We start from the raw sequence: 13,002 nt of genomic DNA, 5'->3' as shown, positions 1-13,002 counted from the left end.
TTTTTTATTTATTTAGATTAGAACCAGCGGTCTTCCTCTGCTTCCTTCTCCTCGGGCTGCGCTTCCGGCGTCAGCTCCATAATCTCCGTGCGCTCCACGGCCTCGCGCAGCATCTGCTCCAGCTCCGGAATATAGGATTCCGCCCGCTCCACAACATTCAGGTTCGGATTCGTGCTTGGCGATTTCGGCAGGAACAACGTACAGCAGTCTTCGTAGGGAAGGATGGAGGTTTCGAAGGTTCCGATCCGCACCGCTTCGTTAATGATTTCCTGCTTATCCATCATGATAAGCGGCTTCAGCAAGGGCAGTACCGTCGCCCGACCGATTACGTTCATGCTGGACAGCGTCTGGCTGGCCACTTGACCAAGGCTCTCCCCCGTTACGATGCCGCCGGCACCGTTTCGGACAGCCAGCTGCTCGGTAATGCGGAGCATGGCGCGGCGCATCAGCGTAATCATCATGCTGTCCTGCTTAGCCTGCACCAGCCTTGTCTGAATATCGGTAAAAGGCACCAGGTGAAGCTTCAGCGGCGCTCCGGCATAGTAGGACAGTCTTCTGGCGAGATCAATAACCTTCTCCTTCGCCTTATCGCTGGTGAACGGATAGCTGTGGAAATGCACCGCCTCCAGCTCCAGGCCCTTGCGCATGGCCATCCAGCCCGCTACCGGGCTGTCTATGCCGCCCGACAGCAATAGCATCGCTTTACCGTTCGAGCCAAACGGGAAACCGCCTGCTCCCGGAATAACCGTGTTGTAGACGAAGGTGCCTTCCTCGTAAATATCGACGCGCAGCTCCACTTCCGGCTTCCGCACGTCTACTTTCAGCTCGGAAAACGCGCGCAGCACATGGGAACCAACCAGATGGTTCATCTCCTGCGAAGGATGCGCGAATGGCTTCCAGACGCGCTTCGCGCTAACCTTGAAGGTCGCCGGTTCTTTCTCAAGCCCTTTCATCAACTGCAGCGCCGCAGCTTGAATGCTCTCCAGCTCGTTTTCCACCTGAATAACCGGGCTGAACGAGATAATGCCGAATACATCCTTCAGCCGCTCCGCTATAGGTTCAAACGACTCACCGTTTAAGGAAATCGTCATCCTGCCGAAGGACTTGGCGTAATTCAATGCGGCAAAGCTCTTCAGAGCCAGCTTGATCTGCTGCTGCATCCGCTTCTCGAATTGATTGCGGTTGCGTCCCTTCATGACAAGATCGCCATAACGGACAATGACTTTATCGTAAATCACGTTAAGATTTGCTCCTTTCAAGCGGCTTCAGCTGCATAACCGTCTTGCTCAGCATATCCACCAGCTTGTCGATGTCCTGCTCCGTATGCTCGTCGCCAAAGCTGATGCGGATCCCTCCCGCTGCGCGCTCGGAAGAAGCTCCCATAGCCAGCAGCACCTTGCTTGGCTTATTATCCTTCGACGAGCAGGCCGATTTCGTCGAGATGATGGCGCCCTGCTCCTCCATCATATGAACGATCACTTCCGGCTTCATGCCCGGATAGGAAAAATGCACGATATGCGGCGCCATAACTGCCGCGTCCTCGCTGCCGTTCAGCATCAGCTGCGGAATGTCCGCAACCCGCCGGATCAGCCGCTCCCGCAGCGCGTACATCCGGCTGCGGTTCTTCTCTTCGGCCTGCATGCTCATCCGCAGCGCTTTGGCGGAAGCAACGATGCCCGGTACATTTTGCGTGCCCGCCCGCATGCCGCGTTCCTGCGAACCGCCGGATTGCAGCGGCTGCAATTGCAAGCCCTCCCGTACATACAGATAGCCGACGCCTTTAGGCCCGCGAAGCTTATGGGCTGATCCGCTCAGCAAATCGATTCTCCACTCCTTCAGCTTAACCGGGAGCTTGCCGATGCTTTGCACCGCGTCCACATGGAACAAGATTCGCGGGTACTCCGACAAAAGCCGGCCGATCTGCTCGATCGGCTGTATGGATCCCACTTCGTTATTCACATGCATAATGCTGACCAGTATCGTCTCATCCGTTATAGCCGCCTGTAATTGCTTGAGTTCCACATGCCCCGTCTTGCTAACAGGCAAATAGGTGACCCGGAAGCCTTCTTGTTCAAGCTGACGGAAGGCATCATTGACGGAGGAATGCTCAATCTGGGTTGTAATCAGATGATTTCCCCGGCTGCGGAATTGTCTGACCGCTCCTTTTACGGCGAGGTTATTGCTTTCCGTTCCGCCCGACGTGAACAGCCATTCCTCCGGCTTTACGCCGAACTGCTCCGCTAGCACGGAACGAGAACGGGCTATCAGCTTGTCGGCTTCAACTCCCGCGCGATGAATGGAGGAAGGATTGGCGTAATGGGCTTTCATAACCTCCGCGAACGTATCCACGACCTCCGCGTAAGGCGGGGTGGATGCGCAATGATCGAAATACAGCATATATTCAACACCTTTCCTATAAAAGAGAAAACCTCTATCGGGACCGTTCAAAAGAAGCGGCCGCGTTTAGAGGCAAGTTGTATCTCCAAACCAAATACCCGATAATGAAGCGGACTAGTAGCGGGCTCCGAGCACCTTGCCAATGTACCGCTGCGTTTCCTCGGGAAGCTTGTCCAGGTTAGCCAGCAGTTCGCTGTCCGTTGAAATGCCAAGCCGGTCGATTCGCCCGGGCCCCGCATTGTAGGCGGCTAGCGCTACTTGTTCATTACCGTTGTATTTGCCAAGCAGATAGGATAAATATTTCGAACCGCCATCGATGTTCTGCCGCGGATCGAGGGAATCGGTTACTCCAAGACCGCGGGCAGTCGAATCCATGAGCTGCATAAGTCCTTTTGCCCCTGCGGAGGAAACCGCGTCGGAATGAAATCCGGACTCCGTACGAATAACTCCTCTAATCAGTTCGGGATCAATGCCGTATTTGGCCGCCGCCTCCGTAATCATAGCGTCATAATCGGATGCTGCGGAGCTGCCTGCCTGGTCCGTTCCGCCGCTTAATACGGCACTGTACAAGCTAGGCACGCTCGCAAGCTTGGCAAGCGAATCGGTAGTAAGCGTGCTTGGCTCGAACCTATCCATTTCGGAAAAATCGCCGTTCATATATTGAGACAGCAAAAAGTCAAACATGGATGTGCTGCCGTCGCCGCTATTCGCCTCAAGCGGATTAGCCGCCGTTTGAAAGTCCAGAGTTGGTGAAAGCTGCAGCTGGAGCAGCTGCTTCAACGTACGCGGGTCGATACTCATAGGGTCCTCCAGTCGAATAATAAAGGGTATAAATGATGTATCGGTTTTTATTGTACATGTTTTTACTTATAACGGCTAGTAGCGCGGCTTCCTTGCATGCAAAAAGCAGCCCCAACGCATGGAGCTGCTTTACTTGTAGCGATCTTATTTGAAGATTTTCACGCGCTCGTCAATCGGCTGGAATTGCTTCTCGCCCGGCTCGGCAGTCGGAGTACCAAACGGCATTTGAGCAATCAGCTGCCAGCTGGCCGGAATGTTCCAAGTCTGCTTCACTTCTTCGTCAATCAGCGGGTTGTAGTGCTGGAGGGAAGCGCCCAGGCCTTCTTCTTCCAGCAAAGTCCATACCACGTATTGAAGGATACCCGAGGATTGATTCGACCATTTCGGGAAGTTGTCGGCATAGCTTGGGAACTGATTCTGAAGTCCTTCGATTACGGCAGTATCCTCGAAGAACAGCACCGAACCGTAACCGGCTTTAAAGCTGTCAACGCGTTGTTCCGTCGATGCGAATTGATCGGCAGGTACGATTTTGCGGAGCGTTTCTTTTACGATATTCCAAAGCTTATCGTGATTTTCGCCAAGCAGTACCACTGCGCGAGCGCTTTGGGAGTTGAAGGACGATGGGGAATATTTTACTGCTTCTTGAACCAAGCTTACGATTTGGTCATCCGAGATCGTGGATTGTTTGCTGATTCCATAATAAGTACGTCTAGCTTTTACGGCCTCAAGAAACGTTTTTGCTGTAGTAGAAGTATTTGACATTTTTGTCTGCCTCCTAGGAATTTTATAAGTAACTTTCTTTATGTTAGTAACAATACAATACTCCGAGTTTCATGTCAAGCACTTCGCCATTTATTTTGTTTAATCTGCACCCTATTACAATTGTAAATAATTGCCTTGAACCTAGGCACATCGCAAAAAAAGCCGCTCCCTCAGGAACGGCCTCGTCTTCGTGCGTTATTCGGTTACCGTAATCGTAATTGGCGAGTACTCTCCTATTACCGTCTGGCCATGAACGGATACGCTGCCTTCCGGGGTCAGATCCTTCTCGGTCATAATGCCAAGCGCTACCGTAAACTGATTGAATTTCACCGGTACGTTACGCTCCCTGCGTACTTCCGTACCGTTTACGCAGAAGACAATCTCGTCATTATCGCGGTTGTACGTAATTTTGTACGTATTAAACTCGCGAGCCTGGAAATCGGTCGATTCCTTGAACACGCAGAAATATCTTGTCTTGTCCGTCTCCGGCACCGAAACGCCAGGGAACGGCAAAACCGCATAAACGCTTGCGTATTTGTCATTGCCTGCAAAGAAGTCCAGCGCGCCTCCTGTCGTGAAATCCAGCAGATTAAGCGATGCATAACCGTCGTACAAGTCGCCGGGCGCCGTATTCTGCGTACGAGCACGGATCTGGAGCTCGAAGCTGATCTCGCCACTTTCCGGCACTTCCACCGGCTTTGCCGAATAGTACATATGCTTTGCATTGTCGAGAATTTGAATCTTGTCATGCTTGCGGCTAAGCGGAGCTCGCACGTACAGGATACCGTTGCGTACGATAACTACCGCATCCGGCTCGCGGTATTGCCAGAATGTTCCGTCCGGCAGCGGGAAGCCGCCAATCGTCCATACTTTGCCTTCGTCAAGAATCGTATCGAAATCCCCAAGCACCCATTGTTTGCCCATCTTCTGTCCCCTCAGCTTTCGTGATGAAATTCCGACCCCTTATCTTATAAGAGGCCTTGAATGATTAATGCGGCAATCAGGATAGAGCCGCAGCGGTTAGTCGCCTTAACCGAATTGCCCATCAGCGGCAAATAGGCATGGGAAGGATTATGCTCCTTCAGCTTGCCGTATACGGCATACAGAGGAACGCCCGTCGCAAGTCCAAGCAGCGCATACCAAGGCAGCGCGTCCGCAAGCACGCAAATAACCAGCGAGACGTAAGCTAAAGCCAGCAGCCATCTGGAGAAGACTAGCGCTCTTTGTTCTCCCCATACGACAACCAGCGTTTTTTTGCCGGCCTGCTTGTCCGCCTGCCAGTGCAGGAAATGATGATTGAATAAAATAAGAGTGGTAAGCAGTCCGATCGGAAGCGAAAGCAGCAAAGCCCGGTAGTCGAGCTGCGAGGACTGCACATAGTAAGCGCCGGCAACGGGCAAAATACCAAACGACAGCAGGATTGCAACTTCGCTGTAGCCTTTGCCGCGGTAGCCAAAACGTATGGGCGGCGCAACATAGAAATAAGCGATCAATCCGCCAAGTCCTCCAAACACGATAACCGGCCATCCGCTAATCGCCGACAAAACAATGCCGCATAGCGCGGCAAGCCCGAATAGCGACCAGGTCACGGCTGCGAATGCGCGGAGCGTCCACGTACCGTTTGTGAGATAGCCGGAATTGGTCGATATAACCCCTTCTGCTGCTTTGGCTGCTTCATCCGTTCCGTTGTAGTAGTCCCACAAATCATTGATCATATTCGAGAACAAATGCGCTGCGCCCGAGCCAACAAGCGTAAGCAGGAGCAGCCAAACATTAAAGCGGCCATCCCACACGAAAGCGCCCAATGCGCCAAGCGCAACGGGAATAAGCATAACCGGAAGCACGCGTATCCGCGATGCCTTCATAAACTGCTTCATGATGTTATTCAAAGCTGCATGTCTCTCCCTTCTTCTTCATCCGTCCAGCCTCATCAAATTTAATTGAAACACTTTGGGCAACGGACCGTCAACTGAAAGAATAGGGCGAAAGCATCAATATCTGACAAAAAAAGAGCTTCCCTGGGTGCTAAGCACCTCAGAAAGCTCTATCGCAACTCCTAGCCCCTAACCTGAATTTTCCGGTTAATCAGATAGGTCATCATATAAACCAGCAGGACGATAATAACAGCTTCATAAAGCAGCGGTCCCCAAAAATTCGGAACGCTGGCCTGCACATGAACGACCTGATCGGCGGAATCCGTAATCTTTACGTTAACGGATTTGAAAAACTGATCCGTAGACACGTTCATGCTTGGGAACAGCTTCGTTTCCACCCATTGAACGGCGAGCTGCAGCCCGATAAAGAGAGCCGCGCCTATCCAGGAGCCCTTTTTCCCTCTAAATACTTTCGCCACCGTAATGCTTGAGAAAATGATCGTTACAAATAAAATACTGGAGATCAGCATCGCCCAGAAGCCTCTGTCCGCCAGAATATCGAAGACCCGCAAGTGTACCGTATCCACAACGCCGCCAAGCACAAGCAGATGGATTACGCCTGCAACGCCAATGACAATCAGCCCCGCGATTCCGAGCAATAGCGGAGATAATACCGTATATAAGGCTGGCAGCGGAAGAAGCCGGCGGTTAAAATACCTGAGATTGCGTTCGAACGTCCTGCAGACCGTTACGCAGAGCGAAATCGTTACGGCCAAATAAAGCAGAAACGTCAGCACGTAAATCAGATCCGACTCCAGGTTCTTAACCTCGCCGTACACCGTAAGCGCACCTCCGGTTATGACGAACAAGGCTCCGACGATCAGCAAAAAGCCAGCGTTCCGTTTCCAATCGTATTTGACCAGCTTAAGCAAATTCATCATTCCGCGAACACCTCTTTAAACAGCTCATCCACGCTTTTGCCTTGCGAGAACCGGATCGTCTCCACTTCCTCGTGAAGGACAATGCTTCCGTTCTTGATCAGAATAACCTCGTCGAAAATCCGTTCGATATCCCGTACCAGGTGCGTGGATATCATCAAGCAGCTGTCTTCGTTATAATATTTAACGATCGCATCCAATATCTTCTCGCGGGCGACCGGATCCACGCCGCCAATCGGTTCGTCGAGCAAATACAGCTTGGCGTTGCGGGACAAAGCCAAGGTCAGCTGCAGCCGCTCGTTCATCCCTTTGGACAACGTGCTGATCCTGTCCGCGGGCTGCAATTTCATGAATTGCAGCATTTCATCGGCTTTTGCTGGGTCAAAGTCCGGGTAGAAATCCCGATAAAAGCCAAGCGCGTCCTTGACCCGCATCCAGGATTCCGTCAGCGGCTTATCCGGCATAAAAGAAGTCAAAGCTTTGGTCCGCTGACCGCTTGTTTCCCCGCATACGAGCAATTGGCCCGAGGATGGCGGCATAAGGCCGGCGGCGATTTTCATCAACGTGCTTTTACCGCTTCCGTTGCTGCCAAGCAAGCCAATGATCCTGCCGGGCTGGATTTTGAAAGAAACATTGTCCAGCGCACGCTTGGCTCCATACGTTTTCGTTACTCCCGATAGCTCCAAGATCGATTCCACGTCTCTTATTCACTCCTGTCCGTACGGCTTTCCGCTTTGCCGTCTTTTACGGCATCCTTTACGATGGCCACAATATCGTCCTTCTCGAAGCCAAGCTCCTTCATTCCTTGCACAAACCGTTCGAGCAGCTCGCCCGCCATTTCTTTCTTGATTTGCATAATCGTCGACTCCCTACTCGTCACAAATCGGCCAAGTCCTCGTCTTGTCTCTACAATGCCTTCCCGCTCCAGCTCCTGGAACGTACGTTGAATCGTATTCGGGTTGATCTGCAGCTCAAGGGCCATGTCCCGTACCGATTCGATTTTGTCACCGGGATTTAATCTGCCGGTAATAATCTGCTTCTTCACATAGTTCATAATCTGAATATAAATCGGCATATTGTTGTCAAATACAATTGTCACGGGTCAAGATTCTCCTTTCCATCTGTCGGCCCCAAACGCCTCGCTTAAGCGATGTCGCGCTTCTTGAAAACGGCGAAGCTGACGGATAGGAACAGCGCCATATATACAAGCAGTATAACAATGGAAAAGGCGAGCGTCATCCCCTCAACCGGCACTGCGTCGCTGCGGTAGACCGACAGGTCCGTATTGGCGAACAGCAAATACTTCGTAATCGTGTAACGGGACAGCAGCATAACCAGAAGACTGCCGACCATCATGGAGAAAATGCCGATGCCGATTGCCGCACCGTTTGATTTCGTCAGGATTCCGATCATAAAGGTCAGCGTTACGAACACAATGGAGTAAACGGCCAGACTTGCTGCATTGCTAAGAAAATCCGTCCAAGTCGATTCCCCTGCCCCGCCGCCGTAAACGATATAACCGGCAACGACGGCAAACACGGCCGCGGTTACGACTAACGTTAACGCGTAAAGCACGGAGATGATATACTTGGAGGCCAAAATCTTGTGACGGCTCTGCGCCCGGATCAGGAGAAACTTAATGGTGCCGTAACGGTATTCCTGCGTCACGCTGCCTGCCGCCGCGAGAACGGCAAGAACCGGAACCAGCTGCCCTGCGGCTTGAAGCATAATCGTGCCCGTTGCGAAATCAACCGTTGAGTTCAGGCCGTCCGGCGACAATTTGTAGAAAGCAAAGGCTAAAATCGCAAAAACAACGGCAAGAATGGCATAGGCGACGAAAAACGACTTCTTCTTGCTGAGCTTCAGCCATTCGTTTATTAATAATCCCGTAAAGTTACGCAATGCGGTTACCTCCCGTCAGCTTCATAAACTCTTCTTCCAAGGTTGCCCGTACTTCCTCAATCCGGTAGATTGCAACGCCTTCCGCCGCAAGCTTCGCGACAAGACCGGGAATCTGATCATGCAGCAGCTTGACGGTAATCCGGTTCGTGAAGGAATCCGTTTGCGTCACCTCAACCCCGTCGACGTGGCTGATCGCTTCCTGCGCCTGCCCGGCATTTCCGACCTGCATGGAAATGGTGAGCACCTTCTGCTTCGGCGATTCCGTCTCTCCGATGGAGCGGGCGGTAACAAACTTGCCTTCCTGAATTACGATAACCCGGCTGCACATCAGCTCGATCTCGCTGAGCAAATGGCTGGAGACCAGAATCGCGATGCCTTCGGATTCCGCTATCCGCTTCAAATATTCGCGCATCTCCTTGATACCCGCCGGATCCAGGCCGTTAGTCGGCTCATCCAGAATAAGCAGCTTTGGCTCATGGAGCAGCGCTTGCGCGATACCGAGACGCTGGCGCATGCCAAGCGAATAGGCCTTTACTTTTTTGCCGAGCGCTTCCTGCATGCCAACCAGCTTCGTAACCTCCTCAATCCGCGCGTCGGTTACGCCCTCCGTCATCCGCTGGTATTGCTTCAAATTATCGTAGCCCGTCATGTACGGGTAGAACTCGGGGTTCTCGATAATTCCTCCGACATGCCTGATGGCCTTCTCGAAGTTCGTCCGTACGCTTTGCCCGCAAATCCGGACGTCCCCTTCCGACATTCCGATTAAACCAACAATCATCCGCATCGTGGTTGTTTTGCCTGCGCCGTTTGGACCAAGCAGTCCAACAACCTCTCCCTGCGCGATATCAAAGGATAATCCGTTCACAATCGCTTTGCTGCCGATCTTCTTCGTCAAACCGTCCAATTGAAGCACGATCGACGGATTCGTTATTTTTGCCGTTGTCATAGCGCCTCTCCCTTTTGTATTAGTGTTATAGTTGAATAGTACACTAGATCATTAGTGATGTAAAGAGGCTGAATCAAAAATATCCATTTTTTTACGAAAAATAGTTGTTTGCCCGAAAGGACTGCCCTAGAATAGATAAGCACTGACGACCGCTTCGATAGGAGGCTATGAGGATGAGGCTGTTTCATTTCAGCGAGGAAAGGGCTATTGACGTCTTTGTTCCGAGGGTAAAAGCCAACCGGACCGATATGCCGCCCGTTGTCTGGGCGATTGACGAGGAGCATCAGTTCACCTTTTTCTTCCCGAGGGATTGCCCTCGAATCGTCTATACGAGATCGGCAGGATTAACTTCAGAGGATGAACGGAGGTTTTTCGGCACTACGGCTGCCAACATTGTGATTACCGTGGAGACCGGCTGGCACGAACGGATCAAGCAGACAACCTTGTACCGGTACGAGCTGCCACCCGAGTCCTTCGAGCTGTTCGACGAATACGCCGGATACTACGTATCCAAGGAAACCTTGGTTCCCCTTGCCGTGGAACCGCTTTCCGATCTTATTGAGCGGTTAGCGGGACTTGGCATCGAGATCCGCTTCACTCCAAATCTTCATCCGCTTAAAGAAGCGATTCTGCACTCCTCCCTCCGTGACTTCGGAATTCACCGGTTCCGGAACGCGCAAGCTGATACTAGACCGTAAAACGACTCAAAGGCTGTCCTCCCCGCAAGGAGAACAGCCTTTGTCTTGTACCTGCAAGATTGGCATTAAACTTTAAAAATTGCCGCTTTTTCTTTCAGCTCATACGAGGATTGCTGCAGATTTTGCGCCATCCCTTGCAAATCATCCGAAATATTGTTCTGCTCAACGGACAGATGACCCATCTGTTCCATTTTGCCATTCACCTCGGAGGAGGTGAGCAGGAGCTTGTCCACGGCGGTCACGATATGCGTGATGCCGGTTGTAATTTCATTGATGGCCGTCGAGATCTCGCTGACTTGCTCGGACAACGTATGGCTCTGCTTTTCCAGTCCTTTGAACATGTCGCTCGCGGCGGTCGAGGCTTGCTTGGTGGAGAAGATTACTTCGGCGAAAGCACCCATGCTCTTGCTGCTTGCCGCCACATCCTCTTGAATCAGGTGCATTTCCTTCGAAATATTTTTCGAAATCTGGTCGGTCTGACCCGACAGCTTGCGGATCTCCTCGGCTACAACCGCGAAGCCCCGTCCATGTTCGCCGGCCCGGGCGGATTCGATCGATGCATTAAGAGACAGCAGGTTCGTCTGCGTATTGACATCCTGGATGCTCTCCAGAAACTTCGATACATTGCTGTAGCGTTCGGTAATGCGGTTAAAAGCTTCCGTCACCTGGTTGAATTGCTCAACCGTCTGGTTCACCATTTGGACAACGCCTTCCATGTCTACCGAGCCGGTATGGGAATCGTCTCTCATTTGCTGCATGTCTTTATTGATATAATCGCTCGACGCCGCAATTTGCTGCGAGCTTGCCGAGATCTGCTCCGTTACGGCCGAGATCGAAGTCGCATCGTCGTATTGGGAGAGCAGGACGGTTGTTCCCAGATCGATCTGCCCTTTCACCTGCTCGGATGCCGTACGGTTGCGGGAGATCATATCGCCCATCTGGTTCGACATCTGGAGAACGGTCTGGCTTACGCTTAGCGTCGCTTTGATGGTTGCTTTCAAATTATCGCCCATGGCCGCAAGCGAGCGGTCGATATCGCCGAATTCGTCCTTGCGTTCGAACGCCTGGTTATAAGTAAAGTCATTATGCCGATAGGCTTGAATGCGTCCCATAATCCCTTGAAGACCGGATCGGATGCTTCGGATGAGCCCAACCGTGAACAGAAACGGAATCACCGCCAGGATCAGTACGTTAATCAGGATGATTATATTCGCCGTATCCACGCTATCGGACAGAACCTTATCCGTATGCGCAGCGTCAACGGTAATCCGGGCGTTGACGTTCTGGTTGGCGAACTCCAGCTCGTTCAAGTAAATATTAACGAGCCTAAGCACAAGCGCCGATTTCATTTCGGCTGTCACATTTTCGAACTGGGTGACATTCGAGCTCTTCAAGTCATTGTAGGCAATCTCGTAGATGTTCGCCTGGCCAATGTACGTTTGCTGCTCCTCCGCGGCCGGGAACATCTTGTCCAGCTTCTCGAAGGTCTTCTTCAAATGCTCGATCTGACCCGGCATATCGGCCAAACGTTCTTTCGGATCGACTACTTCCGCATTCTGGCTGTCATTGTTGTTTTCGATCGAATTGATCATCATCAGAAGCGTTTGCAGCAGCGAATTAGAGATCCCTTCGTATTCGCGCTGCGCGCTCGTAAGCGTATTCGCATTCTTGACGGCATGGGATACCGACAGATTTTGCGTATAGATGAACGCGCCTGCCCCTACGTTAAATAAAGTGATGATGCTGGTCAGCATAAGCAGCCGCACACCGATTTTTCTTCTTCCCTCCACAAGCTGCTTTCTTGCGCCTAGCCATTGCAATGCCTTTTTAACCCATTCCTTCATTCTTCTCGTCTCTCCTCGCTGTCACTGAAAAAAGAAAATAAGCTATCCGGCCTAGGACAGGCGGATAGCTGTTTAAGGCACTATGTCCTGCGTCCGGCGGTCTGGCAGCCATCGCTTCTATGCAGCATTAGGCCCATAACTTTGCGTCCTTGCCTTTCGGCAAGTTTGCCTTTTTCAGTTGAATTACGCTATTTTCGACACACAAGGACTAGTTTAGGATATATATACCTATTTGTAAACAAAAATTGGGTCAATTCCCAACACTCCGACTTTAGTCTCATCCGTCTTTGATTCGCTGCCCAAAAACGCTATAATAGATTCAAATAATAAAAATAGAGACAGGAGGAGTCGACGATGGAATTCCGGTTGGATTTGATTGACGATAAAGTAGAGTTCTTTGAGGCTAGCGATCTGCGCACGCTGGAGCTGAAGATCGAGCGGCAAATCGAGAACAATAAAGCGCTTCTGCTGCAGGTTCACCAGGTTCAGCATCAAGCTGCCTTTAATGCCCTTACAGGTAAAATGCTGTACAGCGCCGTTGTTCATTTCAAGGCCAAAAAGCTCTAGAAAACTTTCTCGAAAAAAGTCTTGCATAATTCGCACGGGCTGTGGCATAATACGTTTTGTGCCCGACACAAACCATATGCCGGTGTAGCTCAGTTGGTAGAGCAACTGACTTGTAATCAGTAGGTCGTGGGTTCGACTCCTATCGCCGGCACCATTCTTTTCCGGGACGTAGCTCAGCTTGGTAGAGCACCTGGTTTGGGACCAGGGGGTCGCATGTTCAAATCGTGTCGTCCCGACCATAGAGCAAACGCGTAAGCTTGATAGAGATCAGGC

Annotated in this window: 14 protein-coding genes, 2 tRNA genes and 1 riboswitch; of the genes, 4 read left to right on the top strand and 12 right to left on the bottom strand. The window is 51.6% G+C overall.

Going from position 1 to position 13,002, the window contains the following annotated elements; all coding sequences use genetic code 11:
• Window positions 1-17: 17 nt before the first annotated feature.
• From thiI to FHT67_RS09020, 11 genes are all read right to left on the bottom strand, one after another.
• On the bottom strand, window positions 18-1,238 hold the full coding sequence (gene thiI, locus FHT67_RS09070) for a tRNA uracil 4-sulfurtransferase ThiI (RefSeq protein WP_132306329.1): 1,221 nt from the start codon (window positions 1,236-1,238) through the stop codon (window positions 18-20).
• A gap of 1 nt (window position 1,239) precedes the next feature.
• Window positions 1,240-2,397, bottom strand: coding sequence for a cysteine desulfurase family protein (locus FHT67_RS09065; RefSeq protein ID WP_132306331.1), 1,158 nt, complete (start codon window positions 2,395-2,397; stop codon window positions 1,240-1,242).
• A gap of 114 nt (window positions 2,398-2,511) precedes the next feature.
• A complete protein-coding gene (locus tag FHT67_RS09060; RefSeq protein WP_132306333.1) occupies window positions 2,512-3,198 on the bottom strand; it encodes a lytic transglycosylase domain-containing protein in 687 nt (228 codons plus the stop codon).
• A 144-nt stretch (window positions 3,199-3,342) separates the two neighbouring features.
• Window positions 3,343-3,960 (bottom strand): nitroreductase family protein, encoded by a 618-nt coding sequence (locus tag FHT67_RS09055; protein WP_132306335.1) that lies wholly within the window; start codon window positions 3,958-3,960, stop codon window positions 3,343-3,345.
• Between the two features lie 195 nt (window positions 3,961-4,155).
• Complete coding sequence (locus tag FHT67_RS09050; RefSeq protein ID WP_132306337.1) at window positions 4,156-4,884, bottom strand: DUF6081 family protein; 729 nt, start codon at window positions 4,882-4,884, stop codon at window positions 4,156-4,158.
• A 44-nt stretch (window positions 4,885-4,928) separates the two neighbouring features.
• On the bottom strand, window positions 4,929-5,837 hold the full coding sequence (locus FHT67_RS09045; protein WP_167198386.1) for a prenyltransferase: 909 nt from the start codon (window positions 5,835-5,837) through the stop codon (window positions 4,929-4,931).
• A gap of 179 nt (window positions 5,838-6,016) precedes the next feature.
• The gene (locus FHT67_RS09040; RefSeq protein ID WP_167197548.1) at window positions 6,017-6,775 is read right to left on the bottom strand and encodes a hypothetical protein; all 759 of its coding nucleotides are present in this window, start codon (window positions 6,773-6,775) and stop codon (window positions 6,017-6,019) included.
• On the bottom strand, window positions 6,772-7,470 hold the full coding sequence (locus FHT67_RS09035) for an ABC transporter ATP-binding protein (RefSeq protein WP_132306341.1): 699 nt from the start codon (window positions 7,468-7,470) through the stop codon (window positions 6,772-6,774). Before FHT67_RS09035 ends, FHT67_RS09040 begins: the two co-directional genes overlap by 4 nt.
• A gap of 5 nt (window positions 7,471-7,475) precedes the next feature.
• Window positions 7,476-7,871, bottom strand: coding sequence for a GntR family transcriptional regulator (locus tag FHT67_RS09030; RefSeq protein WP_132306343.1), 396 nt, complete (start codon window positions 7,869-7,871; stop codon window positions 7,476-7,478).
• A 44-nt stretch (window positions 7,872-7,915) separates the two neighbouring features.
• Window positions 7,916-8,674 carry an ABC transporter permease gene (locus FHT67_RS09025; protein ID WP_167197545.1) on the bottom strand — a complete coding sequence of 253 codons (759 nt, stop codon included), beginning with the start codon at window positions 8,672-8,674 and terminating at the stop codon, window positions 7,916-7,918.
• Window positions 8,667-9,620 carry an ABC transporter ATP-binding protein gene (locus FHT67_RS09020; RefSeq protein ID WP_132306347.1) on the bottom strand — a complete coding sequence of 318 codons (954 nt, stop codon included), beginning with the start codon at window positions 9,618-9,620 and terminating at the stop codon, window positions 8,667-8,669. Before FHT67_RS09020 ends, FHT67_RS09025 begins: the two co-directional genes overlap by 8 nt.
• Window positions 9,621-9,793: 173 nt before the next feature.
• Between FHT67_RS09020 and FHT67_RS09015 the strand changes: the two genes are divergently transcribed.
• Window positions 9,794-10,318, top strand: coding sequence for a DUF6886 family protein (locus FHT67_RS09015; RefSeq protein ID WP_167197542.1), 525 nt, complete (start codon window positions 9,794-9,796; stop codon window positions 10,316-10,318).
• Window positions 10,319-10,383: 65 nt separating this feature from the next.
• Here the strand turns inward: FHT67_RS09015 and FHT67_RS09010 are convergent, their stop codons facing one another.
• On the bottom strand, window positions 10,384-12,162 hold the full coding sequence (locus tag FHT67_RS09010; protein ID WP_167197539.1) for a methyl-accepting chemotaxis protein: 1,779 nt from the start codon (window positions 12,160-12,162) through the stop codon (window positions 10,384-10,386).
• 92 nt (window positions 12,163-12,254) lie between these two features.
• Window positions 12,255-12,342: riboswitch (cyclic di-GMP riboswitch) on the bottom strand.
• A gap of 174 nt (window positions 12,343-12,516) precedes the next feature.
• Between FHT67_RS09010 and FHT67_RS09005 the strand changes: the two genes are divergently transcribed.
• The 3 genes from FHT67_RS09005 to FHT67_RS08995 all read left to right on the top strand — a co-directional run bounded on the left by FHT67_RS09005 (window position 12,517) and on the right by FHT67_RS08995 (window position 12,968).
• Window positions 12,517-12,729 carry a YrzA family protein gene (locus FHT67_RS09005; RefSeq protein ID WP_132306353.1) on the top strand — a complete coding sequence of 71 codons (213 nt, stop codon included), beginning with the start codon at window positions 12,517-12,519 and terminating at the stop codon, window positions 12,727-12,729.
• A gap of 78 nt (window positions 12,730-12,807) precedes the next feature.
• A tRNA-Thr gene (locus FHT67_RS09000) sits at window positions 12,808-12,883 on the top strand.
• Window positions 12,884-12,891: 8 nt separating this feature from the next.
• A tRNA-Pro gene (locus tag FHT67_RS08995) sits at window positions 12,892-12,968 on the top strand.
• Window positions 12,969-13,002 lie beyond the last annotated feature (34 nt).

Source organism: Paenibacillus sp. BK720, from assembly GCF_011761545.1.
Classification (GTDB): Bacteria; Bacillota; Bacilli; order Paenibacillales; family Paenibacillaceae; genus Pristimantibacillus.
The sequence above is the reverse complement of the archived record's forward strand: the minus strand, read 5'-3'. Positions and strand labels throughout refer to the sequence as shown.

Coding starts and splice junctions, on each gene's coding strand:
- FHT67_RS09065 (WP_132306331.1), bottom strand. CDS start 2,397: ATGCTGTATTTCGATCATTGCGCATCCACCCCGCCTTACGCGGAGGTC.
- FHT67_RS09020 (WP_132306347.1), bottom strand. CDS start 9,620: ATGACAACGGCAAAAATAACGAATCCGTCGATCGTGCTTCAATTGGAC.
- FHT67_RS09060 (WP_132306333.1), bottom strand. CDS start 3,198: ATGAGTATCGACCCGCGTACGTTGAAGCAGCTGCTCCAGCTGCAGCTT.
- FHT67_RS09050 (WP_132306337.1), bottom strand. CDS start 4,884: ATGGGCAAACAATGGGTGCTTGGGGATTTCGATACGATTCTTGACGAA.
- FHT67_RS09040 (WP_167197548.1), bottom strand. CDS start 6,775: ATGATGAATTTGCTTAAGCTGGTCAAATACGATTGGAAACGGAACGCT.
- FHT67_RS09045 (WP_167198386.1), bottom strand. CDS start 5,837: ATGAAGCAGTTTATGAAGGCATCGCGGATACGCGTGCTTCCGGTTATG.
- FHT67_RS09010 (WP_167197539.1), bottom strand. CDS start 12,162: ATGAAGGAATGGGTTAAAAAGGCATTGCAATGGCTAGGCGCAAGAAAG.
- FHT67_RS09055 (WP_132306335.1), bottom strand. CDS start 3,960: ATGTCAAATACTTCTACTACAGCAAAAACGTTTCTTGAGGCCGTAAAA.
- FHT67_RS09005 (WP_132306353.1), top strand. CDS start 12,517: ATGGAATTCCGGTTGGATTTGATTGACGATAAAGTAGAGTTCTTTGAG.
- FHT67_RS09015 (WP_167197542.1), top strand. CDS start 9,794: ATGAGGCTGTTTCATTTCAGCGAGGAAAGGGCTATTGACGTCTTTGTT.